25 protein-coding genes and 2 pseudogenes are annotated in these 24,411 nt (G+C 58.0%); 14 read left to right on the plus strand and 13 right to left on the minus strand.

Annotated features, from left to right (window positions below; genetic code table 11):
- The first annotated feature begins 25 nt into the window (after positions 1–25).
- Positions 26–424, plus strand: coding sequence for a hypothetical protein (locus ACZ9IM_RS15660; protein ID WP_476224411.1), 399 nt, complete (start codon positions 26–28; stop codon positions 422–424).
- On the opposite strand, the gene ACZ9IM_RS15665 is transcribed toward ACZ9IM_RS15660, so the two are convergent.
- Positions 421–693, minus strand: coding sequence for a DUF1652 domain-containing protein (locus ACZ9IM_RS15665; protein WP_476224460.1), 273 nt, complete (start codon positions 691–693; stop codon positions 421–423). The genes ACZ9IM_RS15660 and ACZ9IM_RS15665 overlap by 4 nt on opposite strands.
- A gap of 389 nt (positions 694–1,082) precedes the next feature.
- Between ACZ9IM_RS15665 and eco the strand changes: the two genes are divergently transcribed.
- Positions 1,083–1,565, plus strand: a complete 483-nt coding sequence (gene eco / locus ACZ9IM_RS15670) for a serine protease inhibitor ecotin (RefSeq protein ID WP_476224412.1) — start codon at positions 1,083–1,085, stop codon at positions 1,563–1,565.
- A gap of 30 nt (positions 1,566–1,595) precedes the next feature.
- On the opposite strand, the pseudogene ilvA reads toward eco, so the two are convergent.
- Positions 1,596–2,591: pseudogene (gene ilvA, locus ACZ9IM_RS15675) on the minus strand (threonine ammonia-lyase, biosynthetic); the annotation flags it as partial.
- Between the two features lie 290 nt (positions 2,592–2,881).
- On the opposite strand from ilvA, the gene ACZ9IM_RS15680 reads away from it, so the two are divergent.
- Positions 2,882–3,217: a DUF2834 domain-containing protein gene (locus ACZ9IM_RS15680; protein WP_476224413.1), complete on the plus strand. Its 336-nt coding sequence runs from the start codon at positions 2,882–2,884 to the stop codon at positions 3,215–3,217.
- Between the two features lie 145 nt (positions 3,218–3,362).
- Here the strand turns inward: ACZ9IM_RS15680 and ACZ9IM_RS15685 are convergent, their stop codons facing one another.
- Positions 3,363–4,286 carry a magnesium transporter CorA family protein gene (locus ACZ9IM_RS15685; RefSeq protein WP_218394784.1) on the minus strand — a complete coding sequence of 308 codons (924 nt, stop codon included), beginning with the start codon at positions 4,284–4,286 and terminating at the stop codon, positions 3,363–3,365.
- Between the two features lie 7 nt (positions 4,287–4,293).
- Positions 4,294–5,772, minus strand: a complete 1,479-nt coding sequence (locus tag ACZ9IM_RS15690; protein WP_476224414.1) for a RimK family protein — start codon at positions 5,770–5,772, stop codon at positions 4,294–4,296.
- Between the two features lie 200 nt (positions 5,773–5,972).
- On the opposite strand from ACZ9IM_RS15690, the gene rimI reads away from it, so the two are divergent.
- Positions 5,973–7,070: a ribosomal protein S18-alanine N-acetyltransferase gene (gene rimI, locus ACZ9IM_RS15695; RefSeq protein WP_218394782.1), complete on the plus strand. Its 1,098-nt coding sequence runs from the start codon at positions 5,973–5,975 to the stop codon at positions 7,068–7,070.
- A gap of 162 nt (positions 7,071–7,232) precedes the next feature.
- On the opposite strand, the gene ACZ9IM_RS15700 is transcribed toward rimI, so the two are convergent.
- Together ACZ9IM_RS15700 and ACZ9IM_RS15705 are read right to left on the minus strand one after the other, a co-directional pair.
- Complete coding sequence (locus ACZ9IM_RS15700; protein ID WP_476224415.1) at positions 7,233–8,384, minus strand: PQQ-dependent sugar dehydrogenase; 1,152 nt, start codon at positions 8,382–8,384, stop codon at positions 7,233–7,235.
- Between the two features lie 51 nt (positions 8,385–8,435).
- Positions 8,436–8,792 carry a hypothetical protein gene (locus ACZ9IM_RS15705; RefSeq protein ID WP_427624671.1) on the minus strand — a complete coding sequence of 119 codons (357 nt, stop codon included), beginning with the start codon at positions 8,790–8,792 and terminating at the stop codon, positions 8,436–8,438.
- A gap of 210 nt (positions 8,793–9,002) precedes the next feature.
- Between ACZ9IM_RS15705 and ku the strand changes: the two genes are divergently transcribed.
- Positions 9,003–9,863, plus strand: a complete 861-nt coding sequence (ku, locus tag ACZ9IM_RS15710) for a non-homologous end joining protein Ku (RefSeq protein ID WP_427624672.1) — start codon at positions 9,003–9,005, stop codon at positions 9,861–9,863.
- 148 nt (positions 9,864–10,011) lie between these two features.
- On the opposite strand, the gene lpxO is transcribed toward ku, so the two are convergent.
- Entirely contained in the window at positions 10,012–10,911 is a 900-nt protein-coding gene (gene lpxO, locus ACZ9IM_RS15715; RefSeq protein WP_476224416.1) for a lipid A hydroxylase LpxO, read from the minus strand.
- A 385-nt stretch (positions 10,912–11,296) separates the two neighbouring features.
- Between lpxO and ACZ9IM_RS15720 the strand changes: the two genes are divergently transcribed.
- The gene (locus ACZ9IM_RS15720) at positions 11,297–11,503 is read left to right on the plus strand and encodes a hypothetical protein (RefSeq protein WP_427624674.1); all 207 of its coding nucleotides are present in this window, start codon (positions 11,297–11,299) and stop codon (positions 11,501–11,503) included.
- Between the two features lie 84 nt (positions 11,504–11,587).
- Here ACZ9IM_RS15720 and ACZ9IM_RS15725 read toward each other — a convergent pair whose 3' ends face one another.
- Positions 11,588–11,929 (minus strand): hypothetical protein, encoded by a 342-nt coding sequence (locus ACZ9IM_RS15725; RefSeq protein WP_476224417.1) that lies wholly within the window; start codon positions 11,927–11,929, stop codon positions 11,588–11,590.
- Positions 11,930–12,237: 308 nt separating this feature from the next.
- Positions 12,238–12,519 (minus strand): excalibur calcium-binding domain-containing protein, encoded by a 282-nt coding sequence (locus ACZ9IM_RS15730; protein WP_476224418.1) that lies wholly within the window; start codon positions 12,517–12,519, stop codon positions 12,238–12,240.
- Between the two features lie 444 nt (positions 12,520–12,963).
- Between ACZ9IM_RS15730 and ACZ9IM_RS15735 the strand changes: the two are divergent.
- The 3 genes and pseudogenes from ACZ9IM_RS15735 to ACZ9IM_RS15745 form a co-directional block, all read left to right on the plus strand.
- Positions 12,964–13,197: pseudogene (locus tag ACZ9IM_RS15735) on the plus strand (integrase); the annotation flags it as partial.
- A 5-nt stretch (positions 13,198–13,202) separates the two neighbouring features.
- A complete protein-coding gene (locus tag ACZ9IM_RS15740; protein WP_081499236.1) occupies positions 13,203–14,792 on the plus strand; it encodes an ABC-F family ATPase in 1,590 nt (529 codons plus the stop codon).
- 245 nt (positions 14,793–15,037) lie between these two features.
- Positions 15,038–16,225 (plus strand): MFS transporter, encoded by a 1,188-nt coding sequence (locus ACZ9IM_RS15745; protein ID WP_476224419.1) that lies wholly within the window; start codon positions 15,038–15,040, stop codon positions 16,223–16,225.
- A 154-nt stretch (positions 16,226–16,379) separates the two neighbouring features.
- Here the strand turns inward: ACZ9IM_RS15745 and ACZ9IM_RS15750 are convergent, their stop codons facing one another.
- Positions 16,380–17,417, minus strand: coding sequence for an alpha/beta hydrolase family protein (locus ACZ9IM_RS15750; protein ID WP_476224420.1), 1,038 nt, complete (start codon positions 17,415–17,417; stop codon positions 16,380–16,382).
- Positions 17,418–17,586: 169 nt separating this feature from the next.
- Positions 17,587–18,198: an FMN-dependent NADH-azoreductase gene (locus tag ACZ9IM_RS15755; RefSeq protein ID WP_427626128.1), complete on the minus strand. Its 612-nt coding sequence runs from the start codon at positions 18,196–18,198 to the stop codon at positions 17,587–17,589.
- A 132-nt stretch (positions 18,199–18,330) separates the two neighbouring features.
- On the opposite strand from ACZ9IM_RS15755, the gene ACZ9IM_RS15760 reads away from it, so the two are divergent.
- Positions 18,331–19,239: a LysR substrate-binding domain-containing protein gene (locus ACZ9IM_RS15760; RefSeq protein WP_427626129.1), complete on the plus strand. Its 909-nt coding sequence runs from the start codon at positions 18,331–18,333 to the stop codon at positions 19,237–19,239.
- Entirely contained in the window at positions 19,236–19,595 is a 360-nt protein-coding gene (locus ACZ9IM_RS15765) for an MmcQ/YjbR family DNA-binding protein (protein WP_008069285.1), read from the plus strand. The genes ACZ9IM_RS15760 and ACZ9IM_RS15765 overlap by 4 nt, the downstream gene beginning before the upstream one ends.
- Before the next feature lie 6 nt (positions 19,596–19,601).
- On the opposite strand, the gene ACZ9IM_RS15770 is transcribed toward ACZ9IM_RS15765, so the two are convergent.
- Both ACZ9IM_RS15770 and ACZ9IM_RS15775 read right to left on the minus strand, forming a co-directional pair.
- The gene (locus ACZ9IM_RS15770; protein ID WP_476224421.1) at positions 19,602–20,033 is read right to left on the minus strand and encodes a DUF1294 domain-containing protein; all 432 of its coding nucleotides are present in this window, start codon (positions 20,031–20,033) and stop codon (positions 19,602–19,604) included.
- On the minus strand, positions 20,030–20,860 hold the full coding sequence (locus tag ACZ9IM_RS15775) for an undecaprenyl-diphosphate phosphatase (protein WP_476224422.1): 831 nt from the start codon (positions 20,858–20,860) through the stop codon (positions 20,030–20,032). The genes ACZ9IM_RS15770 and ACZ9IM_RS15775 overlap by 4 nt, the downstream gene beginning before the upstream one ends.
- Positions 20,861–21,152: 292 nt before the next feature.
- Here ACZ9IM_RS15775 and ACZ9IM_RS15780 point away from each other — a divergent pair, with 292 nt between their 5' ends.
- From ACZ9IM_RS15780 to ACZ9IM_RS15790, 3 genes are all read left to right on the plus strand, one after another.
- On the plus strand, positions 21,153–22,787 hold the full coding sequence (locus tag ACZ9IM_RS15780) for a methyl-accepting chemotaxis protein (protein ID WP_427626132.1): 1,635 nt from the start codon (positions 21,153–21,155) through the stop codon (positions 22,785–22,787).
- A gap of 212 nt (positions 22,788–22,999) precedes the next feature.
- Positions 23,000–23,563 (plus strand): nicotinamide riboside transporter PnuC, encoded by a 564-nt coding sequence (gene pnuC, locus ACZ9IM_RS15785; RefSeq protein ID WP_427626133.1) that lies wholly within the window; start codon positions 23,000–23,002, stop codon positions 23,561–23,563.
- Positions 23,560–24,084: an AAA family ATPase gene (locus ACZ9IM_RS15790; protein WP_476224423.1), complete on the plus strand. Its 525-nt coding sequence runs from the start codon at positions 23,560–23,562 to the stop codon at positions 24,082–24,084. The genes pnuC and ACZ9IM_RS15790 overlap by 4 nt, the downstream gene beginning before the upstream one ends.
- Positions 24,085–24,411: the final 327 nt, after the last annotated feature.

Genomic DNA, 24,411 nt, shown 5'->3' on the forward strand with positions numbered 1-24,411 from the left:
TCCCTCACTGCCGCAAGGATTCGCCATGCAGTTCTCGTTTCGCACGCTGTCGACGTTCACCGCCGCACTTTGTTTTGTGCTGGCGCTGGTCTGGGGTTTGATGCCGCAAGGGTTGCTGGCGATCTGGAGTATCGAGTACTCGTCCGCGGCGGGCTTTATCGCCAGGCGCAGCGCAGTGCTGTTCGGCGCATTGGGGGTGATGTTTTATCTGGTGCGGCAGGCGCCGCCCTCGGCAGCGCGAAGCGCGATGTGCAACGGCTTTATGGTGGGGTGTTTCGGTTTGGCGGCACTGGGCTTCGGCGAATGGCTCTATGGACATGCCGGGCCGGGCATTTTGCTGGCGATCCTGGTGGAATTGGCGCTGGGTCTGGGGTTCATCCAGACCCGGCGCGTATCGGTCGAACTGGGTGAAACGGCCGGTTAATGGGCTTTTGACGTTGGGTGCAACAGCTCGCTGTGCTTGTTGTTGTCCCCAAGGTCGCTGCGTAACTCGGCGATCAGATTATTGATTTCCCGGCACCCGTTGAGGTGATGGGCGTCTATGCCGGTGACGAACAGGTCGAGATGATCAGTCTCGCCGTCCGAATACACCTTGACGGTCATCGACAGGTCCGGCGACAGCGTGCATTGACAGCGTTTCGGGAGAAAACTGCTCTCAATGATATTGCGTAGTTCCAAGGCAGAAAGAAACATGGCCACCCTCTCGGTATTGTGAGATTGCCAATCAAAAATCAATGTCGGTCGGAGCTCAAATCGCCCGTTCTTTTTCTTCTGTGCGGGCTTCATTGTTCCAACGTCCGACCGTTTTCTTGTGTTAGCACTGACTGGGCAGGAATCACGGTCAGCTCAAGACAGCTACAGCATAAAACATGCTCAGGATTTCGCCCTGCGCCTCGTCGGCAAATCAAGGCTTTGGGAGAAATGGCAACACATCGCGTCATGCAAAATGCAAGAAAGGTCTGCTTCAAGACCTGCATTTTGCAAACACCCCGATGGCGGGTTTGCATTGGCTGAGGACGGCAGTGAGAATGCGGCCCATCCATTCAGTATCCGCTGACCCCACACACACGCAAGGAGGCATCATGGGTGCTTTGCCGCTTAACACGACCGTCGGGCTGATAGTTTCCATTTTGTCGTCCGTAGCCCACGCCGCAACCCTCGAGGACGTCGCGCCGTATCCCAAGCCTGAGAGCGGTTTTACCCGCCAGGTCATTCACCTCGCCCCGCAACAACAGGAAGACGGTTATCAGGTCGAAATTCTTGCCGGCAAGACCCTGACCGTGGACTGCAACCGTCAGCGCCTGGGCGGCATGCTTGAAGAAAAGAACCTTGAGGGCTGGGGTTACCCGTTCTACCGGCTGGAAAAAGTCACCGGCCCAATGAGCACGCTGATGGCCTGCCCGGATGGCAAGCGCAAAAAGGACTTCGTGCCGGTGGTCGGTGACGGTTTCAGGCTGCGTTGCAACAGCAAGCTGCCAATCGTGCTCTACGTGCCCAAGGACGTCGAAGTGCGCTACCGGATCTGGTCGGCGTCGAGCCATGTCGAGAAAGCCGTTCAGGAATAACCGGCTCGTCCCTCACACCAGGGCGCCGCTCATCGCGGCGCGCTCGGCCACATGCCGCAAACTGTCGAAATTGATATTCGCTCCGGAATCGATAGCCACCAGGGTCTGACCCCGTGCGCCGGTTTGTGCCACGTACTGCTTGATCCCGGCCACGGCCAAGGCGCCGGAAGGTTCGGTGATCGAGCGGGTATCGTCGTAGATGTTCTTGATCGCGGCGCAGAGTTCGTCGTTGCTGACGGTCAGTACCTCATCGACGCAAAACCGGCAGATCTCGAAACCATGGGCGCCGATCTGAGCGACGGCCACGCCATCGGCGAAGGTGCCGACGGTTGGCAGTACGACACGTTCGCCTGCCTGTAATGCAGCCTGCAAGCAGGCGGAATGTTCCGACTCGACGCCGATGATGCGGATTTCAGGGCGCAGGTATTTGACGTACGCGGCGATGCCGGCGATCAAGCCACCGCCGCCCACCGGAACGAAGATCGCATCCAGCGGCCCCTGGTGCTGGCGCAGGATTTCCATGGCGACGGTGCCCTGCCCCGCGATCACGTCCGGGTCGTCGAAGGGCGAGACAAAGGTGCGGCCGGTTTGCTGCGCCAGGCTCAACGCGTATTCCAGGGCAAACGGAAAACTCTCGCCGTGCAGCAGCGCTTCGGCGCCTCGGCTGCGAACCCCGTGTACCTTCAATTCCGGCGTCGTACAGGGCATGACGATGGTTGCGCCGATCCCCAGCTCGCGGGCCGCCAATGCAACGCCTTGGGCATGATTGCCCGCCGAGGCCGTGATTACGCCACGAGCCTTCTGTTCATCGCTCAGGTGCACCAGTTTGTTGTAGGCGCCACGGATCTTGAAAGAAAAGGTCGGTTGCAAGTCTTCGCGCTTGAGCAGGATCTGATTGCCCAACGCCTCGGACAAGGCCGGCGCCGCTTGCAACGGCGTGCGCACGGCGAGTTCGTAAACCGGCGCGGCGAGGATTTTTTTCACGTAGTGCTCAAGCAAGCTCTGCTGGGCGGGCGTACTGTTCATGGTCGTCTCCTTGGTATCCGGGTTTACGCGGTCGGCGTAGGAGCTGCATGCGCCCGGTAAGCTCAAAACCCAAGAGACAGAAAGTAAAAACCCGCCTCTAGGGCGGGTTGGGTGCTGCAGTCGTGAGCTAGCCCGCCAAATAAGGAATGGCGGTAATAATGCTTGGCTGGCAGCGCAATACGGTGGAAGTCATGGCTGGAAATTAGCCGGAGGCTGATGGCAAGTCAATGGCCAATTTTCAAAGGCCGCTGTAGGCTGGCGATTCTGCTCATTGTCCAAGGAAGGAAACCATGAAGTCTGTCGCCCTGCCCCTCATCGCCCTGATCGCTTTCGCCGGCTACACCGTTTCGGTGATGCTGCAGGCGGAGCAGTCGTTGCTCGACTTCGGCATCAGCCTGATGTCGCGGCCCGATACCGCGCAAGTGGTGATCGATTTATACCTGTTGGCGACGCTTGCCGGTATCTGGATGTACAAGGATGCGCGCCAGCGTGGGCAGTCGGGGTTGTCGGTGATTCCCTATCTGGTGGTGACGGCGGTTTTTGTGTCTATCGGGCCGTTGTTGTACCTGGTGGTGCGGGGTATTCAACGCCGCAAGAACTCCATCGATGCCACTCAACAAGCATGATCCAGAATGGGTCTGATTTTGAGATAGCTATCGCGAGCAGGCTCGCTCCCACAGGGAGGGCTGCGCGGGACTCGGAAGTTGGGGCAGCCCGGATCAAAATGTGGGAGCGAGTCTGCTCGCGAAGGCGATCTGACAGCCGCCGTAGTCACTTCGCCAGGCGCTTGAGCCCGAGCACCATCACCCCCGCCCCCAGCATCATCGCCGTCAGAAACAACGGATAGGAAATCCACCACGGCGTGCCAGCGGTCATCATGCTGAACTCGGACATGCCGCCAATGCTCGCAACCAGGTTCAACGGCAGAAACACCACGTTGATCAACGTCAGTTTGCGCAGCAGGTTGTTCATGCTGTTGTTCATCAGGTTGCCGCGCGCGTCGATCAGCCCGGAGAACACCGTGGAGTAGATTTCTGCCTGCTTGTAGCACTGGTTGTTCTCGATAATCAGATCGTCGATCAAACCGATGGCTTCAGGGCTGAAGTGTTCCTTCGCCGCATGATTACGCAGCCGGGTCAGGACCGCGCCGTTGCTGTGAATGGCGTTGATGTAATAGATCAGGCTTTCGCTGAGGTTGAACATCTGGACCAGATGCTGGTTCTGCATCGAGGCATTGAATTTTTGTTGCAGCTCCCGGGCAACCATCTTGATCACCTTGAGGTGCCCCAGATAGTGGTGAATGTTGTTGAACAACAGGTCGAGCAACACATCCAGTGGTGTCTTCAGTGACTGCCGCGTGCCGAGGCCGCTGAGCGGCGAGTCGTCGGTGGCAATCACCAGCAGACGCCCCGGGGAAAACAACAAGCCGCAGGATGACACTTCGAAGGCCAGGCTGCCGCCGCCGGAGTAGTTTTCCGGGCGTTTCCAGATCAGGAACAGGTTGTCGGGGTGGAACTCGATGCGCGACACCTCGTCGGGGTCCAGGGCTGAGGCCAGAGCGTGTTCATCGAGTTTGAAATGGCTGTGCAACAGATCCCGCTCGGCCGCATCGGGGTTGCTGAACAGCATCACGTCGGCGTCCAGCCGTTCGACCGCATGCAGGGCGCCGTGGCTCAGTTCAAAGCTTTTGATCATCGGCCGCTCACCAGGCCTGGTCGCGGCGCTTGAGCTCCAGCCGACGGACAAACTCTTCCAGCACCAAGGAATACAAATCGTCCTGCAAGTAGGCGTCTTCGATGCCGGCGTCCATGTTCGGGTTGTCGTTGACTTCGATCACCACCACTTTGTCGCCGGACTGTTTGAGGTCGACGCCGTAGAGGCCGTCGCCGATGAGATTCGCGGTTTTCACCGCCAGTTCAACCACCGCTCGCGGCGCTTCGTGAACCGCCAGGGTGCGGCATTCGCCGTTGATGTCCTGGCCTTTGGCTTTGTGGTTGTAGATCTGCCAATGGCCCTTGGACATGAAGTACTGGCAGGCAAAGATCGGTTTGCGGTTGAGCACGCCAATGCGCCAGTCGTATTCGGTGTAGAAAAACTCCTGGGCCAGCAGCAATACCGAGTGTTCGAACAGTTCGGCGGTGGCTTCAAGCAAGGCTTGCTGACTCTCGACCTTGATGACGCCCTTTGAGAAACAACCGTCGGGGATCTTCAGCACCAGTGGAAACCCCAGACGCTCGCCTACCCGCTCGAAATCTTCCGGTCGTTCCTTGTAGAGGATTTCAGTGGCGGGCATGCCCAGCTGATGGCTCTTGAGCAAATCAGTCAGGTAAACCTTGTTGGTGCAGCGCAGGATCGACGCCGGGTCATCCATCACCACCAAACCTTCGCTCTCGGCCTTTTTGGCGAAGCGGTAGGTGTGGTTGTCGACGCTCGTTGTCTCGCGGATCAGGAGCCCGTCGTATTCGGCGATTCGGGCGTAGTCCTTGCGTTCAATCAGCTCGACGTCGATGCCTAGCGTCTTGCCAACCCTGACGAAGTTGTCCAAAGCCTTGGGATTGGAGGGCGGTAATGCTTCTTGCGGATCGTGCAGAATGGCCAGGTCATAACGAGCCAATCGCCTGGAGCGCGGCATGCGCCAGATCTTGCGACTGAAACTGTCGAGCGCATTAGCGAATTGATCTTCCTGATCTTCACGCAACTTATGCAAGGCGCCAAACTTTACACCTTCGATGTGCCAACCGTTAGTTCGACGAAACTCAACCAGCAATATCGGACAAGGAAAGACTTCGAACAATTGTCGAGCCAGATCCTGTAATGGCTCGATAGTGGTTTTTCCGAAGTACAGTGTCAGGGTAAACCCTTCGGTATCGCTGTAAAGGTGATTGCTGAGGGCCTTTTCCAGGGTTTTATCCAGATCATCCAGGGCCAGGCCATACAGGGATTTACGAGTCAGTTCGCTGATGGTCCGCACCGACGGAATAACCTTGTGCCCCCGCGCTTCTGCCAGCAGCGAGCAGTAATAACCGTGCCCGAGGTACTTGTAGCTGCGGCACAGGTTGATCACCTGAACCCGCTTACCCTGCTCGTTGTCGCGGGTCTGTTCGAGGTACTCCTGGGCGGTGACGATGTCTTCACTGGGGAAATAGGAGGCCCAGTCTTCCTTACGTTCGACGATGATCATCAACTGGCTGGAAGTTCTGATCGAGCCATTTAAATAGTTTGTGGAAGTTATTGCTGTCGGTAACGTTTGCTCAGATACTTCGCGCCAATGACCTTGTACCGCTGACATAGTGATTGATCCATTGAAGAACTAGACCTTTCCTATTAAGCACGAACTTTTTCGAAAGTCCCGTTTCGTTACGCAACTTTTACGGCGGTTATATGAATCCTGTTTTTCGCTTGGCGGTAGTTGAAGATATACCGTCACTGCTGGCACTCGAACAGCAATGTTTCACCACGGACCGGCTCAACAGTCGCAGTTTTCAATGGATGATTACTCGGGCTCACGGGCAACTGCTGGTGGCCCAACGAGGCGAGCAATTGGTGGGCTATGCGGTGGTGCTGTTTCACCGGGGCACTTCATTGGCGCGCCTGTACTCGATTGCGATAGCCCTTGATGCTCGCGGCAGTGGACTGGGCAAGCAATTGCTCGAACGTGTCGAGGCCTGCGCCATTGAGCATGACTGCGCCTACCTGCGGCTGGAAGTGCGCATCGACAATCCAACGGCGATTGCTCTGTATGAGCGTAACGGCTACCGGCGTTTTGCGCTGATTCACGACTATTACCAGGACCATGCCGATGCGCTGCGCCTGGAAAAACGTATCCTCCAGCACCGCGATTCACGCAACATCAAGGTGCCTTACTACCCGCAGACCACCGAGTTCACCTGTGGCCCGGCCTGCCTGCTGATGGCCATGGGCGCGCTGCAAGACGATCGAGCGTTGGAGCGCGGCGAAGAACTGCAAATCTGGCGCGAGGCGACCACGGTGTTCATGACGTCTGGCCACGGTGGCTGCAGCCCTCAAGGTCTGGCGCTGGCAGCGTGGCGGCGTGGTTTTCGGGTGCGGCTGCAACTGAGCATGGCCGGGCCGCTGTTTCTCGACGGCGTGCGCGATGCGCATAAAAAAGACGTAATGCGCCTGGTACACGAGGCGTTCACGGCGCAGTTGCAAGCCACCGACGTGGAACGAATGATCGGCGGACCACTGGATCTGCCACGGTTACTGCACGATGGCGGACAGCCGCTGGTATTGATCAGCAGCTATCGCCTGACCCGTTCCAAGGCGCCGCACTGGGTGATCGTCACCGATTGCGATGAAGAGTTTGTCTATCTGCACGATCCGGATGTGGATCACAGCCAGCATCGTCAGCCGATGGACTGCCAGCACTTGCCTGTCAGCCATGGGGAATTCGACAAAATGTGCAGTTTCGGACGAGGCAAGCTGCGGGCTGCGGTGATTCTCTATCGGCGTGAGTAAGTAAACGGGTGCGACCCATTGTGGCGAGGGGGCTTGCCCCCGTTGCGTTGCGAAGCGGCGCTGAACCTGCGACCTCATTCTTTCAGGCGTACGGCGTTTGCCGATTTTACGACTGCTGCGCAGCCGAACGGGGGCTAGCCCCCTCGCCACAGGTTATGCGTATTACTTCAGGCCAAGCTTGTACAGCACCCCGTCATCTTCATCGGTCAGCAAATACAGATAACCATCCGGCCCCTGCCGTACATCACGAATCCGTTTATTGAGCTCACCCAGCAACCGCTCTTCGTGAACAACCTTGTCGCCTTCGAACTGCAGGCGAATCAGCTCCTGACTCACCAGCGCCCCGATAAACACGTTGTGCTGCCAGGCCTTGAAGCGATCGCCGTCATAGAAGGCCATGCCGCTGAGGCCAGGGGATTTTTCCCAGACATGGTGCGGGCCCACGGTACCTTCGGCGGCTTCGCCCTTGGCTTCCGGGATTGGCAGGCCGGAATAGTTGATGCCGTGGGTTGCCATCGGCCAGCCATAATTTTTGCCACGCTCGATGATGTTGAGCTCGTCGCCACCCCGTGGGCCGTGCTCGTTTTCCCACAGCGTGCCGCTCCAGGGATTGAGTGCCGCGCCTTGCGGGTTGCGTTGGCCGTAAGACCAGATTTCCGGGCGAACGCCTTTTTGCCCGACAAAGGGATTGTCTTTCGGCACCTTGCCATCCGGATAGAGCCGCACGATCTTGCCTTGCAGCTTGTCGAGATCTTGCGCCGTGGGCCGGTCGTTATTCTCGCCCAAGGTGATGAACAGATAACCGTCACGGTCGAACACCAGTCGTGAGCCGAAATGGTTGCCGACGGAGAGCTTGGGCTCCTGACGGAAGATCACCCTGAAATCCTTGATCGCCGTCAGGTCTTCCGACAACCGTCCGCGACCGACCGCCGTGCCGGCCTTGCCGCCCTCACCGCCCCCTTCGGCGTAAGACAGATAGACCATGCGGTCTTGCTTGAAATCGGGCGACAACACCACATCGAGCAATCCGCCCTGCCCCTTGGCCCAGACCTGAGGCACACCATTGAGCGGACCCGAGAGTTTGCCCTCGGCACTGACCAGCCGCAGGTTGCCGGGCCGTTCGGTCACCAGCATCCCTTGGCGGTCGGGCAGAAACGCCAGCGCCCAAGGGTGGTCCAGGCCTTTAACGATCGGCGTGAGCTCAAGGGTGCCCTGCTCGCTTTTAAAATCCTGTGTTGGCGCTGCAAAGGCGGGCGCCGTGACGGTTAATAACGCGCTGGCACAGAAAGTGGCCAAGAGGGTTTTACGCAACATGCACGATTCCTTTTGTCGTCAATAGAGCTGGCAAGACTTCTGTCTCGCCGTTCAACGGTAGTTGCGGTCCGAGCCCCGGGGTGGTGGATTGGGAATGAATTTCGGTTGGCCGGTGGGAGCCTGTCGATCTTGCGGATAGCGATTGCCGATGCCGCCGTTATCGAGCGTTGGCGGTCGTGGCACAGGCACCGTGTTTGGCCCGCGGATTACCGGGATATTGGGTTGCGTGCCTTGCATGCTGTTGGGATTGGCCCGGCGAATCGGGCTGTTGTAGGGATTGTTGTTGCTTCCCGGCAGGTTCTGCGCCAGCAGCAAGGGCGAAGACGACGATGCGGCGTCTGCCAGAGCCAAAGGGCTTAGCACGCCACTCAATGCCAGCGCGATGACGCCGAGCACACATCGGTTCATGGGGGACCTCTCTAAATGAGCGTGCCATGCTTCATGGATGAATAGAGCCACGCTACGCCCAGGGTTCGGATTTGTTAACTAAAACCTCCCCCACAACATGTAACACGAGTTGACCGCACCGCCGATCCGCCAGCAGGACCGGGCCGCCGCCGACTGAAACTTTTGCCCTTGGCCACAGGTCACCTGAACATCAACGACGAGGTCACGACGATGGCACGGGCAATCTGGAAAGGCGCAATCAGTTTCGGTCTGGTGCACATCCCCGTGGCGCTGGTTTCGGCGACGTCTTCGCACGGGATCGATTTCAACTGGCTCGACAGCCGCAGCATGGACCCGGTCGGCTACAAGCGCATCAACAAGGCCACCGGCAAGGAAGTCACCCAAGAGCACATCGTCAAAGGGATCGAGTACGAAAAAGGACGTTACGTGGTGCTCAGTGAAGAGGAGATTCGCTCGGCTCATCCACTGTCGACCCAAACCATCGACATTTTTGCCTTTGTCGGCAGCGAGCAGATCCCCCTGCAAAACATCGACACGCCCTACTACCTGGCGCCGGACAAACGCGGCGGCAAGGTCTATGCGCTGTTGCGCGAAACCCTCAGTAAAACCGACAAGGTCGCCCTGGCCCGCGTGGTGTTGCATTCGCGCCAGCACCTGGCGGCCCTCATGCCGCTGGAATCAGCCATGGTGCTGGTGATGCTGCGCTGGCCCGCCGAAGTGCGCAGCATTGCTCAATTGGAACTGGGCAGTGAAGTGACCAAGCCGGATCTGGCCAAAGGTGAGTTGGAGATGGCCAAACGGCTGGTGGAAGACATGAGTGCCGACTGGACGCCCGAAGAGTACCGCGACAGTTTCGAAGACAAGATCATGGCGCTGGTCGAGAAGAAGGCGAATGAAGGCAAGATCGAAGATGTCGAAACCGTGACGGGTGAAGAGGTGCGTAAAACCGCCGATGTTATCGATCTGACCGAACTGCTCAAACGCAGTCTTGGTGGCAAGGGCGGCGGTAAAACGACAGCAAAAGCAAAAACGACTACAGACAAAAAAGCCACGAAGCATTCTCGCGGCTGACTGATGACAGGGACATCCATGAGTCAGGTGGTGTGAATCTCGGCCCCATCGCGAGCAGGCTCGCTCCCACATTGGATCTTGTGAACGACAAAAATCAAAGGTGGGAGCGAGCCTGCTCGCGATGGCGTCATGCGCCACAACGCAAAACTCAGATCAAAACAAAAATCGCCAGCAACCCGCCAAAAACCGCCCATTTCTCCAGGTAGTAGCGAGTGCGGTTACGCTTCTTGAGCGCTTTGCCGCGCAGGCGAATCTTGTAGATTTTGGCAAACAAACGGTTGATCGCACCGGTCTTGTCACCCGCATCGTTCGGCGCACCCGCCGCTGCCATAACCGTATGGCTGAACCAACGGTTGAACGCCGCCGCCCAGCGATACTTCATCGGCCGCTCGATGTCACAGAACAGAATGATGCGGTTCTGCGCAGTGGTGTTTTCGGCGTAATGAATGAAAGTCTCATCGAACATCACGGCCTCGCCATCGCGCCAATGGTAGTTCTCACCATCGACGTTGATGTAGCAACCGGCATCGTTCGGCGTTTCCAGCCCCAAGTGATAACGGTAAGAACCGGCATACGGATCGCGGTGACGGACCAGTTTCGAACCCGGCGGCAGTTCGGCGAACATCGCGGCCTTGATCGAGCCGATGCTTTGCACCAGTTCAGTCGTACGCGGGCAGAGCTTTGCGGCGGACGGGTGACTGTCGCCGTACCATTTGAGGTAGAAACGCTTCCAGCCACTTTTGAAAAACGAGTTGAAACCAACGTCGTCGTACTGATTGGAACGTTTGATCTCCCCGGCCTTGAGCAAATTCTGGCCTTCAGCGCGAATCTCTTCCCAATGAGCCTGCAAAGGACTCAAGTCGGGAAAGTCTGCCGGATTGAGATAAGGCTTGTTCGGCGTTTTGGAGAACAGATAAAGGAAGCAATTGATCGGCGCCAGAAACGTCGAGTGGTCGCTTAACTGACGGCCTAATTTGTGGCGCACCTTTCCGCGCAAGTGAACATACGCGACGGAGATGACATAAATAGCGGCAATGATAAGTTTCACGAAAATCGTCACACGTCAGAAGTGAACAAACTGCGTCCCGATGGCGCGTTCTTGAGCCATGCCGATGAACGGCATGGGGTCGAAAGATGGCATTTTAGCCACACCTTGTAACTAATAGTTAACCTTCAACTGTGAAAATGTGTCCACGTTATTTTAGTAGCGCGGCTCGGCCGGTAATGCGAACCGCTCTCCCGATAGTAGCCTCATGCCATACCACCATCCGTCGAATATGTAAACACGACACTCTATACGCGGCCCCGTCTGGCTTAGGCTTTGCAAAGGCCGGACCTAGCAGCCCCAGAGCGACGTAATTCTGACGCGGCGGCAATTAAATTAACGATCAGGACTCCAGCGATACGCTTGGTCAGTCACCGGGAGATGTAACGTGTCAACTCTCAATGAAATCGCAGCGAACCACGCGAGAATGGCTAAGGCAAAAGAAGAAGAGTCGACCGGGCTGAGTGAGCGGCACCTTCAAATAGTGGGAAGTTTCGAAATCCCGTCTATCGATGACCAACAACACATTCCACTGCACCTTATCACCGGAGGGCAGGACAACCACCTCGTACAAGCCACTGGCTACTTGCTCTGAGTCTCGATCTGGTCAGTCGCCGGCTTGTCGCACGCTGTTCAACGTGCGGCAATGCCAGACTTTCAACCGCTGCCAGCGAGTTGTTTACAGTGGGCAGACAGCGACAACTTTATAATCACCGCCTGAAGAGGTGATCTGCACGGTCCAGCCTTGCGCAAAAACCATGTCGTGATGCTCGACGATGGCACTGATGACGGGGCAAAGCTTGCTGGCTTCTTCTGGAGAGCTGTCTACCGAGATGTTGACCGAACGATCCTCGCTTGAGAACTCGGAGGCCTGAGTCAAGGCGTCGTTGCTATCCAGAATTTTGCAGAGCAATGAGGCGTTCTCAACGGACTCGTCTGTAGTGCCGGAGTAAGCATATTGAGCCGTTACAATCGTCAATAGAAAAAACAAACCTGTTGCATATTTGTGTCTCACTTCCATGTTTCCTTGGGTTGGGGGGAAGGAATACTAATCCATTAGCCGGTCAATAGTTTTGACGGCAGCCCTCTTCCCTCCAGCAACGCCCGCAGCACTGATACCGTCAAGCTCGTTTATTCCCCTTTGCCCAGCCGACGACCATTAAACCCAGGCCGGGAATCCACAGACCAGGCGCAGTGATAGCGAGACCGCAGATAGCCATTGGTAGCCCAGTCAGAAACATCGGGTTTCGAAACGCCTTATCCATAGCACCTTCTCCTTTAAGAATTTCTCTCATTAAACCACTAAGCCTGTCGCTGACCTGCAAATAGTCATTGGCACCACTGCGACTCACAGGGGATTGCGTCGTTGTCGCCGTCCATTTTCATTCCTGGGCAATTTTGCAGAAAGTTTTTGGCCTCTGCGCACGAGGTCATCTGTGAACAATATTTGCGCCCATCACATTTGAATGGCGCTGAAACAGGCTTCGGCGCAGTCACGACTGTAGCGATTCCTTTGGGATTCGATAGTTGAGCCGTAGCCCAGGACTGTAGTTCAGGGGAAAACTTCCAAGCCAACAGACCCACAACAAGCATCACCAAAATCAGTTTCATTTTGATCCCACCCATGATGAGAGACCATTTGCGTTCTCACGTTGCCTGCTTTCCAGCGTAACGGCGGGCGAGGAGCGCGTCCTGGGCGAGAACCAGGAAGAGTATCTGCAAGACGAAGCGCCAGCGCGCCCGGAAACCCGAGCCCTGACGAAGAAGAATAGACCCCTCCCCACTTTCTGCTGTCACGCGTGGTATGGAGAGACGAATCTGAAGAGGTGCCCACCCTGACCAAGTGCTGGCCATTCAGCAATCCATCTGAAACACACGAGGCCGGGCAAGCGGTGCTGACTTTACCCAGAGCCACGCCAAGTGTCCCGAACACAACGCTGAACAAAAATAACATCGAGGCAGCTCTACGCTCCCCGGCCTGTCCATGATGAACCCTCTTCCAGTCAGCCCCGATTCTGCACAAACCGGGGCCGAACCTTGAAGAAGCCTGCGACACGTTATCGCCCACCGTACAACTGCCGTCACACATATGCGACAATATGCGCAATGTCTGGCATGAATCCCGCCTTTTTTGCCCAACAGCTTGGACACAACGTCCAGATGCTGCTCTCGACTTATGCGCGCTGGTTGAACTCTAGCGGTGACTGGGAAGAGATGGAGAGAAACTCCAGAATGTCCCAGGAATGGCCCAAGCGCCAAATGCGCAGCTCGCAACCCATTGATAGGTAAAGTAATTGATCTCCACAGCTAACATCACGATGCAGTTCGGCGCCAAGCCGCTATTCGAAAACGTTTCGGTCAAATTCGGCGCCGGTAACCGCTACGGCCTGATCGGTGCCAACGGTTGCGGCAAGTCGACCTTCATGAAAATCCTCGGTGGCGACCTCGAGCCGTCCGGCGGCCAGGTCATGCTCGAGCCGAACGTGCGTCTGGGTAAACTGCGTCAGGACCAGTTCGCCTACGAAGAATTTACCGTGATCGACACCGTGATCATGGGTCACGAAGAGCTGTGGAAGGTCAAGGCCGAGCGCGACCGCATCTACTCGCTGCCGGAAATGACCGAAGAAGACGGCATGGCCGTGGCCGAGCTGGAAACCGAATTCGCCGAAATGGACGGCTACACCGCCGAATCCCGCGCCGGTGAATTGCTGTTGGGTCTGGGTATCGGCATCGAGCAGCATTTTGGCCCGATGAGCGAAGTGTCCCCGGGCTGGAAACTGCGCGTGTTGCTGGCGCAGGCACTGTTCTCCGATCCTGAAGTGCTGTTGCTCGACGAACCGACCAACCACCTGGACATCAACACCATCCGCTGGCTGGAAAACATTCTGACCCAGCGCTCCAGCCTGATGATCATCATCTCCCACGACCGTCACTTCCTGAACAGCGTGTGCACCCACATGGCTGACCTGGACTACGGCGAGCTGCGCCTGTTCCCGGGCAACTACGACGAGTACATGACCGTGGCGACCCAGTCCCGCGAGCAACTTCTGTCGGACAACGCCAAGAAGAAGGCGCAGATTTCCGAGCTGCAATCGTTCGTCAGCCGCTTCTCGGCCAACGCCTCGAAAGCCAAACAAGCGACCTCCCGCGCCAAGGCGATCGACAAGATCCAACTGGCCGAAGTCAAGCCTTCGAGCCGTGTGAGCCCGTTCATCCGTTTCGAACAAACCAAGAAGCTGCACCGTCAGGCGGTCATCGTCGAGCGCATGGCCAAAGGCTTCGACGGCAAGACACTGTTCAAGGACTTCAGCTTCCAGGTTGAAGCCGGCGAGCGCGTGGCGATCATCGGCCCGAACGGTATCGGTAAAACCACCCTGCTGCGCACCCTGGTCAACGAACTGACCCCGGATGCCGGTACCGTGAAGTGGACCGACGCCGCTGAACTGGGCTACTACGCCCAGGACCACGCACACGACTTCGAAGACGACTGCAACCTGTTCGACTGGATGGGCCAGTGGACCCAGGGCGGCGAACAACTGGTTCGCGGCACCCTCGGCCGGATGCTGTTCTCCAACGATGAAATCCTCAAGTCGGTCAAGGTCATCTCCGGTGGTGAGCAAGGTCGCATGCTGTTCGGCAAGCTGATCCTGCAAAAGCCGAACGTGCTGGTGATGGACGAGCCGACCAACCACTTGGACATGGAATCCATCGAGGCGCTGAACCTGGCGCTGGAGAACTACCCGGGCACGCTGATCTTCGTCAGCCACGACCGTGAGTTCGTATCGTCCCTGGCCACTCGCATCATCGAATTGAGCGCCGATGGCGTGATCGACTTCAGCGGCACCTATGATGACTACCTGCGTAGTCAGGGTGTTTTGATGTAAGACGGCTGCAAGTTCAATTGAAAAGCCCTGTCCTGGTGACGGGGCTGATCGTTCCCACGCTCTGCGTGGGAATGCCGCCAGGGACGCTCCGCGTTCCCGCTTTGAAGGGTGACGCAGAGCGTCACGGGATGCATTCCCACGCAGAGCGTGGGAACGATCGCCAGCTGTATCGTTAGCCTGCTTCCTTTTATTCCCCGCCCACGCCATGATGCAGTTCTCCTACCGCCGCCCGCGAAAGAGCTCTCATGTCTGTGCAGCAACTGCCCCCGCAAAGCTCCATGGCGATCACCCTGCAGATCGTCTCCATCGTTTTCTATACCTTTATTGCCTTCCTCTGCATCGGCCTCCCGATTGCGGTGTTGCCGGGGTATGTCCATGAACAGTTGGGATTCAGCGCCATCGTGGCGGGGCTCACTATTGGTTCTCAGTACCTGGCCACCCTGCTCAGCCGGCCCATGGCCGGACGTCTGTCGGACAGCATCGGTACCAAACGGGCGATTGTTTACGGGTTGTCGGGGATTGCGTTGAGCGGCGTGCTGACACTGCTATCGACCCTACTGCAGGGTTTGCCGTTGTTGAGCCTGATCATCCTGATCGCTGGCCGCTTATTGCTGGGCATCGCCCAAGGATTGATCGGGGTCGGCACGATCAGTTGGTGCATGGGCCAGGTCGGTGCCGAGCACACGGCGCGTTCGATTTCCTGGAATGGGATCGCCTCGTATGGCGCCATCGCCATCGGTGCGCCACTGGGGGTGGTGATGGTCGCTGAACTGGGGTTCGCCAGCCTCGGGATCGCGCTGTCGTTACTGGCCCTGCTGGCGCTGCTGTTGATCCGCAACAAACCTTCGGTGCCGGTGATTCGCGGCGAGCGCCTGCCGTTCTGGGCGGTGTTCGGGCGCATTGCCCCCTTCGGCGCGAGCCTGAGCCTGGCGTCCATCGGATACGGCACGCTCACTACCTTTATTACCCTGTATTACGTCAACCTTGGCTGGACCGGCGCGGCTTATTGCCTGACGGTATTCGGGGTCTGTTTCATTCTGGCGCGACTGTTGTTCATCTCCAGCATCAGCCGTTTCGGTGGCTTCACCTCAGCCATCGCCTGCATGACCATTGAAACCGTGGGGCTGGTCTTGCTGTGGCTGGCGCCCTCGACGGTTTATGCCTTGATCGGCGCCGGGCTGACCGGGTTCGGTCTGTCGCTGGTGTATCCGGCGCTGGGGGTGGAAGCGATCAAGCAAGTGCCCAATTCCAGTCGCGGAGCGGGTTTGAGTGCCTATGCGGTGTTTTTCGATCTGGCGCTGGCGATTGCCGGACCGCTGATGGGCGCGGTGGCGTTGAACCTGGGGTATTCGTGGATTTTCTTTAGTGCGGCGATGTTGTCGATAACCGGACTCGGTTTGACCTTATTACTGAAACACCGCGCAATGACCTGACACCTGCAATCCCTTGTGGGAGCGAGCCTGTGGCGAGGGGGCTTGCCCCCGTTGGGCTGCGAAGCAGTCCCCAAATCTCTGATGTACCAAAAATTTTGTGAGTGCTACGCACTCAAACGGGGGCAAGCCCCCTCGCCACAGGCTCGCTCCCACATTATTGATCGGCGGTCTGCATCCCGGCGCGGGTAGGTTTGCCCAGGGCCTGGGCGAAGAACCGTCCGGCTTCGGAAATCATGTTGCGGTGAATGTCCTTGCGGTCGACGCCGTCGGCATCGGTACACAGCGCCGGCATGGCGGCGATCTGTTCTTCGTTGCATGGCGCCAGGAATACGAAGTGCCCTGCCCCGGCCAGCAATTTGAAATCCGGTGCGGTTGGCAGTTTGCGCGCAAGCGCTGCGGCGTTTTTGTCGAACGCCACCAATTTGTCGCCATCACCGCTGTAAAGCAGCACCGGCACATGCACGTCGGCCAAGGTATGGCGGCCGAACTTCAGACTCAGCGGTGCCATCAGTAACAAGGCATGCACGCGCGGGTCCGCCACTGGCTGCAAATCATCGCGGTCGACGATCAGTTCGCCTTGCGTATTGCAGGCATCGTGATCATCTGGGCGCTCCTGGCAATAACGGCGCAGACGATCCAGATCCGGGGTGGCACCAGACAGAATCAGTGCAGTCTCACCGCCCGCCGAATAGCCAATCACCCCGACCTGTTCGGCATTGACGAAAGGCGCGAGCATCCGGTCGCCCAAGGTCGCGGTAATGGCTTCGGATATCTGGATCGGCCGACCATAAAGGTTGCTCAAGGTACCGAGGCGGCTATGGTCTTTGGAGTTGTCGCCGGGATGGATCACCGCCACCACCACAAAGCCCTTGCGCGCCAATGAGGTGGCGAGGTCGTGCAGGGCCAGCGGGGTTCCGGTGTTGCCGTGGGACAGCATCAGCATCGGGAAACGTCCGATGGCGACTTTGGTGTCTTCACCCGCTTCGACCGTGTAGCCCTCGAGCGTGCTGGAATGTTCCTTTTCACTGGACGGGTAAAAGGCGATGGCACGCATCGGCTGCAGGTCCAGCGGATCGAGGAACGTCATTTCATGGAAGCCGACGCTCCAATGAGGGTGCGGCGCAGGCGCGGCGTGCACTGAATTCAGGCTGCCGAGCAGGCAAATCAGTAGCGTTGCACAAAGACGCACCATGGGATGCCCCACCTTGTTACCTGACCGCAGATGTAAAGCCTCGGGTGCATAACCTGGGCCAGAAACTGATCACCGCCAGAAACAAAAAACTCCGTACCTGGCCATCACGATGACCAGAATACAGAGTTTCAAGGGTATTGCCCGAGCTGTTTACGACTTTACGCAAGCCTTACGCAGCGGCGAACAGTTGCTCGCTGATGTGCGCCTGAGCGTCGCTCATGGCTTTAGTGCGCACTTCATCACCGTAGGCCAAGCCATGGGCGCGGACGAACTCGATGTCGGTGATGCCGAGGAAACCGAACAACACCTTCAAGTAGTCTTCGTGAGCAGTGCCGGTTGGTTGACCAACGTGCAAACCGCCGGACGTCGAAACGATGACTACTTTCTTGCCACCGCACAGCCCTTCAGGGCCGGCTTCGGTGTAGCGGAAAGTCTGGCCGGCCACGGCGATGCGGTCGATCCAGGCCTTGAGTTGGGTCGGGATGGTGAAGTTGTACATCGGCGCGGCAATCACCACGGCATCGGCGGCGATGAATTCGGCCAGGGCCTGCGCGCTCAGATCGGCTTCGTGCTGTTGCGCGGCGTTGCGCAGCTCTGCGGCAGTGCCGGCGGCAACCAGGGTGGTGGCGGAAAAATGGCTGATGGCATCGGCGGCCAGGTCGCGGTAAGTCACCACAACGCCAGGCTCGGCAGCTTGCCAGGTTTTGACGACTTCGCCGCTCAGCTGACGGGAAGCCGAGTTGTCACCCAGAATGCTCGAATCGATATGCAGTAATTTCATGTGGGATCTCCAAGGTGAGGATCGCCACCGGGCGATCTGATGGAGACAATCCTACCGACGAAAGCAATGGCTGATTAGTCGGTAACAATGCGATAGTTCGTCCCACTGATAGAACAGTCGAGTATTAAATCGATGCAAGACCTCAACGACCTCTACTATTTCGCCAAAGTGGTCGAAGCCGGTGGCTTTGCTGCAGCCGGGCGTTTGCTGGGGATTCCCAAGTCGCGATTGTCGCGACGCATTGCTGAGCTGGAAGAACGCCTCGGCGCGCGCCTGCTGCAACGCACAACCCGCCAACTCAACCTCACCGCCGTGGGCGAGCGCTACTTGCGCCATTGTCAGGCGATGCTGCTGGAGGCCGAAATGGCCGACGAAGCGGTGGCCAGCATGTCCAGCGAACCCCGGGGGCGCTTGCGAGTGTCCTGCCCCGTAGGGTTGGCCCACCAAATGCTGCCTGGAGTAATCAGTAACTTCCTGGAGAAATTCCCTCAGGTTCAACTGGAAGTCATGCTGCTCAATCGTCGGGTTGACCTGATCAACGAGGGCATCGACGTTGCCTTGAGAGTGCGGGATCTGGGTGATGAAGATCCATTGCTGGTGACCCGTCGCCTGCGTCAGGCCCAGATGCTGATGGTTGCCAGCCCGGCATTTTTGCTCGGCCATGAAATCAATCACCCCGAAGACCTGAAAAATTTGCCCGTGCTCGGCGCTCTGGAGGCCGATCGCATGGTGCACATCCGCATGCTTGATCAACAGGGCAAAAGCTACGACCTGAGCCTCGAGGCGCGATTGGGCTGCGAAGATTTCATCGTGCGTAAAGCCTGCACACTCAGCGGCCAGGGCTTTACCATGCTGCCCATGATGTATTGCGAGCAAGAGCTGGAAAACGGTTCGCTGGTGCAACTATTGCCCGACTGGTCATTGCCGGGCGGCTGGCTGCAAGCCGTCTACCCTCATCGACGCGGGGTGATGCCGGCGGTGCGCGCCTGGATCGACCATTTGATCGAATCATTCAATGTTTGCGGGGACAGACTGTTATGAAAGCGGGACGAATGAGCGAAGAGGATGTCGCGCAATACTGCCTGGCGTTGCCCGGCGCGCGGGAGGATTACAAGTGGGGTGGCGTGCGGGTGTTTTCGATTGCGGGGAACAAGATGTTTGCCTTGCAGAACCTGCGGGGACAGTCCCTGGCTTTCAAGGTCGACAAGGACCTGTTCCTGGGCCATTGCGACCGCCCGGGCATTCACCCGGCACCGTATCTGGCCCGGGCCCAGTGGGTCATCATGGAAACGCCCTACCCGCTGGGCACCGAAGAACTGCAAGGCTTGCTGCAACGTTCCCACCAATTGGTGGTGAGCAAGTTGCCCAAGCGCACACAGGTCGGCTTATTGCTTTGAAGCGCTTTAAAACAACGCAAACAGGTTAGCGCCCAGAAACAGCTGATCGATCCAGAACACCTGATGCATCAGCACGATGAGCCAGAACACCAACTGAAACGAGACTTTGCGGGTCTTGTGCCGAAACGCTTGCTGGGCCAGCAAAGCGCCCGGCCAACCACCCGCCAGCTCCACCGCGTGCAAGATGTTCTCCGGCGTGCGCCAACGGTCGGCGCGGGCCTTGTGCTTGTCGCTCCAGTACAGGAAAAACGCCAGCACGCTGACGATGCCGTAGGCCGCCAGGGGAATCACCGACACCCCGCGCAGCCACATCGACACCGAGCCAAACAACGGCACTGCGCACAGCACAACGAACACCAGCAGTTTCAGCCGCAGGTTCTGCATGGCGCCCCCGGACTTGCGCCCGGGGTTGTTGTTGCGCGCACTGGAATCGCTCATGGCTTGACCGCGGTCCAGTCGACCCAGCCGAATTGCCAGGTGGCCAGGATCACCAGACCGAACGCAATGCGATACCAGGCGAATGCCGCGTAGCTGTGGCTGGCAATAAAGATGAGCAAGCCCCGAACGGCGATCATCGCGAAGACAAAGGCAGTGATGAAGCCAATGGCGAACACCGGAAAATCAGCCGGCACGAACAGGTTGCGGTATTTGTAGCCCGAGTACACCGCGGCACCGACCATGGTTGGCATGGCGAGGAAGAACGAGAATTCGGTGGCCGTTTTGCGCGACAACCCGAACAGCAAGCCGCCAATGATCGTCGAGCCGGAACGCGAAGTCCCGGGGATCATCGCCAGGCACTGGGCGAAGCCGACTTTGAGAGCGTCTTTCCAGGTAATGTCATCGACGCTTTCAGCATGCACCTCATGCTGACGACGTTCGGCCCACAACATCACGACCCCGCCCACGACCAATGCGGTAGCCACGGTAATCGGGTTAAACAGGTACTCGTGAATCAAGTCGGCGAAAATCACCCCCAACACCACCGCCGGCAGGAAAGCGATCAACAGGTTCGCGGTAAAACGCCGAGCGCTGGGCTGCGTCGGCAAGCCAATGACCACGTCGAAGATCTTGCGGCGAAACTGCCAGACCACCGCCAGGATCGCGCCGAGCTGAATGATGATATTAAAAGCCATGGCCCGCTCGCCGCCGAAATTGAGCAAGTCCGCCACAATAATCTGGTGCCCGGTACTGGAAATGGGCAAGAACTCCGTCAGCCCTTCTACCACGCCTAAAATCAATGCCTGAAAGGCCGTCCAAAGATCCATCAATCCCCCAAGAAACAATGCCCCCAGGCATGCTCCGTTAATAATTTATAAGCGTTAACTGCGATCAACCTTAGCTGAATCCCCGCGCGCACAAGATCCACGCAAAACGGTAAAAATTGCGTGAAAAAAGACTTGGGCTCAGGTTTTCCCGCGCGGGGCCGAAATCCTATCAGACAAGCCTCGTTTACGCTGCCGCGTAATAGGACCTGAGTCGGATAGGCCCGATCGGCAAAGTGTGATTGGATGCTGGCGATCGTTTATTACAAGAACAAGAAACCGGAGTAACCGCGTTATGAACAGCTTGCGCAGTGTGTCGATCAGCCGACGCTTGTGGCTCATCTTGATCGTGGCCGTGGTGATGCTATTGACGTTGGGCGTGTTGATGCTCAAGCAGATTCACGACGACCTCTATCAGGCCAAGGCCCAAAAGACCCAGCACGTGGTGCAGACCGCCAGCGGGATCCTCACCTACTATCACGGCCTGGAAACTGCCGGCACCCTCACCCGCGATGCCGCGCAAAAACAGGCACTGACCGCCGTGCGCGGTTTGCGCTACGACCAGAACGATTATTTCTGGATCAACGACCTGACGCCCGTCATGGTCATGCACCCGACCAATCCGAAACTTGAAGGTCAGAATCTCTCGACGATCCGCGACCCCGACGGTTTCGCGCTGTTCAACGAGATGGTCGCCATCGCCAAGGCCAAGGGTGCCGGCATGGTCGATTACCGCTGGCCGAAACCGGGCGCCAGCGCGCCGGTGGAAAAAACCTCCTACGTGAAACTGTTCGAGCCCTGGGGTTGGGTGATCGGTTCCGGCGTGTACATCGATGACATGCAGGCCGAGTTTTATGCCCAAGTCTGGAAGGCCTCTTTTGTGGGTCTGGTCATTGCGCTGATCATGGCCCTGCTGGTGATCATGATTGCCCGCAGCATCGTGCGTCCGCTCCAGGAAACCGTGAACGCCATGGCCAACATTGCCAGCGGTGAAAGCGACCTGACCCGCAGCCTCGATACCCACGGTCAGGACGAAGTCACGCAACTGGCCCGGCACTTCAACGCCTTCACCGCGAAACTGCGCCTGGTGATCAGTCAGTTGCAGGTGTCCGCCGGCGCGCTCGGCCAGTCTTCCAGCGAACTGGGCAACGATGCCGCGCAAGCCCAGCAACGCAGCCAGCAGCAGTCGCAACAGATGGAACTGGTGGCGACCGCGATCAACGAAGTGACCTACGGCGTGCAGGATGTGGCCAAAAACGCCGAACACGCGGCCAGTGAAATGCGCAATGCCGAGTCTGAGGCGCAGCAGGGACAGGTCAATATCGATGGCAGCTTGCAGCAGATCGACAAGCTGTCTGCGACCATCGATCAAGCCGTTGAAGTGATTCGTACGCTGGCCGCCGAAAGTACGCAAATCGGCAGCGTTCTGGAAGTGATCCGCTCCATCGCCGAGCAAACCAACTTGCTGGCCCTCAACGCAGCCATCGAAGCCGCCCGAGCCGGCGAACAAGGTCGCGGGTTTGCGGTGGTCGCCGATGAAGTGCGCCTGTTGGCCCAGCGTACTCAAAAATCGACGGCGGAAATCCAGTCGATGATCGAACGCCTGCAAAGCCATTCGGAAGCGGCGGTCAAGGTGATTGGCGACAGCAGCCGTGCCTCGCAACTGACCATCGAGCAGGCCGGCCTGGCCGGCGCCAGCCTGAATGCCATCGGCCAGGCCTTGCGCAATCTCAATGGGTTGAACGCTTCGATTGCCAGCGCGACCTTGCAACAGGCCCACGTGGTGGAAGACATCAACCAGAACGTGACCCAGGCCGCAGGCTTGTCCCACAGCACGGCACTGGCGGCCGAGCAGTCGAGCGTGGCCAGCGTTCATCTCAAGGAATTGAGCGAGCAGTTGAACGGGTTACTGAAGCAGTTTCGGGTCTGATCAATTCAGTAGGGGCAACTGGCCCGGCCAGCCCGGAACACCAGTCGCCCCCATCGCGAGCAGGCTCGCTCCCACATTGGATCGTTGTCGAACACAAAACCTGTGTCCTCTAAAGATCTCCTGTGGGAGCGAGCCTGCTCGCGATGAACGATGACGCGATTTTTCCGGGTACAATTCGCTCCCCCTCATTTTCACGACACCAAGGAACCTCCATGTCCGGGCTTGAACTGTTTGCTGCCGCCCTCGGCGTGATTGCCGTCTGGTTGACGGTCAAACAGAACCCCTGGTGCTGGCCGATCGGTCTGGTCATGGTGCTGCTGTATAGCTGGATCTTTTTCGAAGTGAAGCTGTATTCGGACATGCTGCTGCAAGTGATCTACGCCGGTTTGCAGATCTACGGCTGGTGGCAGTGGACCCAGGGGACCGCAACTCATGGCAAGCGGCATGTCAGCCTGCTCGATGGCAAATCCATTGCGCTCGGACTGGCCGTCGGCGCCGTCGGCAGTTTGCTGCTGGGCGCCGCGATGGCCCACTGGACCGATGCCGCGCAGCCCTGGCTCGATGCGGCACTGACCGGTTTCAGTTTGGTGGCGCAGTTATGGATGGCGCAAAAACGTTTGCAATGCTGGCCGCTGTGGATCGCACTGGACATCATCTTTGTTGGCCTGTTCATCTATAAAGCGCTGTACCTGACCGCCGGCCTCTATGGGGTGTTCGCACTGCTGGCGGTGCACGGCTGGCGGACATGGCGCGTCGACCCGGCGTTGCGTACATGAAAGTTCTGGTACTGACGGGGCCTGAATCCAGTGGCAAGAGCTGGCTGGCCGCCGAACTGCAACAGCAATTCGGCGGTGCTTTGGTGGGCGAATACGTGCGCTGGTTCATTGAGCAGAAGGCGCGCGACACGTGCCCGGCCGATATCCCAGAAATCGCTCGCGGTCAGCTGCAATGGGAAGACGAAGCTCGCGACCTTGGGCCGTCGTTGCTGATTCTCGATACTCACTTGTTGAGCAATATGCTCTGGAGCGAAACCCTGTTTGGCGATTGCCCGGCCTGGCTCGAGCAAGCACTGCTGGCTCGGCACTATGACTTGCACTTGCTGCTGTCTCCCGAACAAGTCGATTGGACCGATGACGGTCAGCGCTGTCAGCCCGGGCTGGAGGAACGCCGGGCTTTTTTCAACGCGACTCAGGCATGGCTGGTGCAGCATCGACAGCCTGTTCAAGTGCTTCAGGGCAATTGGGCCGAACGCCGGCTTCAGGCATTGCAAGCCGTCACGCTGCTGCTCGAGCGCTGACCTCTCTATTTCGGAGGGACCTGTGGGAGCGAGCCTGCTCGCGATTGGGCCATCACATTCAACATCTATGTTGACGGTCAGACCGCTATCGCGAGCAGGCTCGCTCCCACAGGGATTGCGCTTGACTGGCTGGCTCTCTCCTCCAGTCCATTTGTTGCAGTATTTTTGCAAATGCGTCCGTTTCTGAAACACCCCCTCCCTCTCGAACAGCCTGTTTCAACGCTGGTCATCTTCTTGTCATGCGATGTGTTAGAGCGCTGATACATCCTGCACAAAGCTTGGATCCAGTGCTATTGCGATCTCTTATCAATATTGCCGTCCCGGCGG

This window comes from Pseudomonas sp. TE12508 (assembly GCF_056279485.1).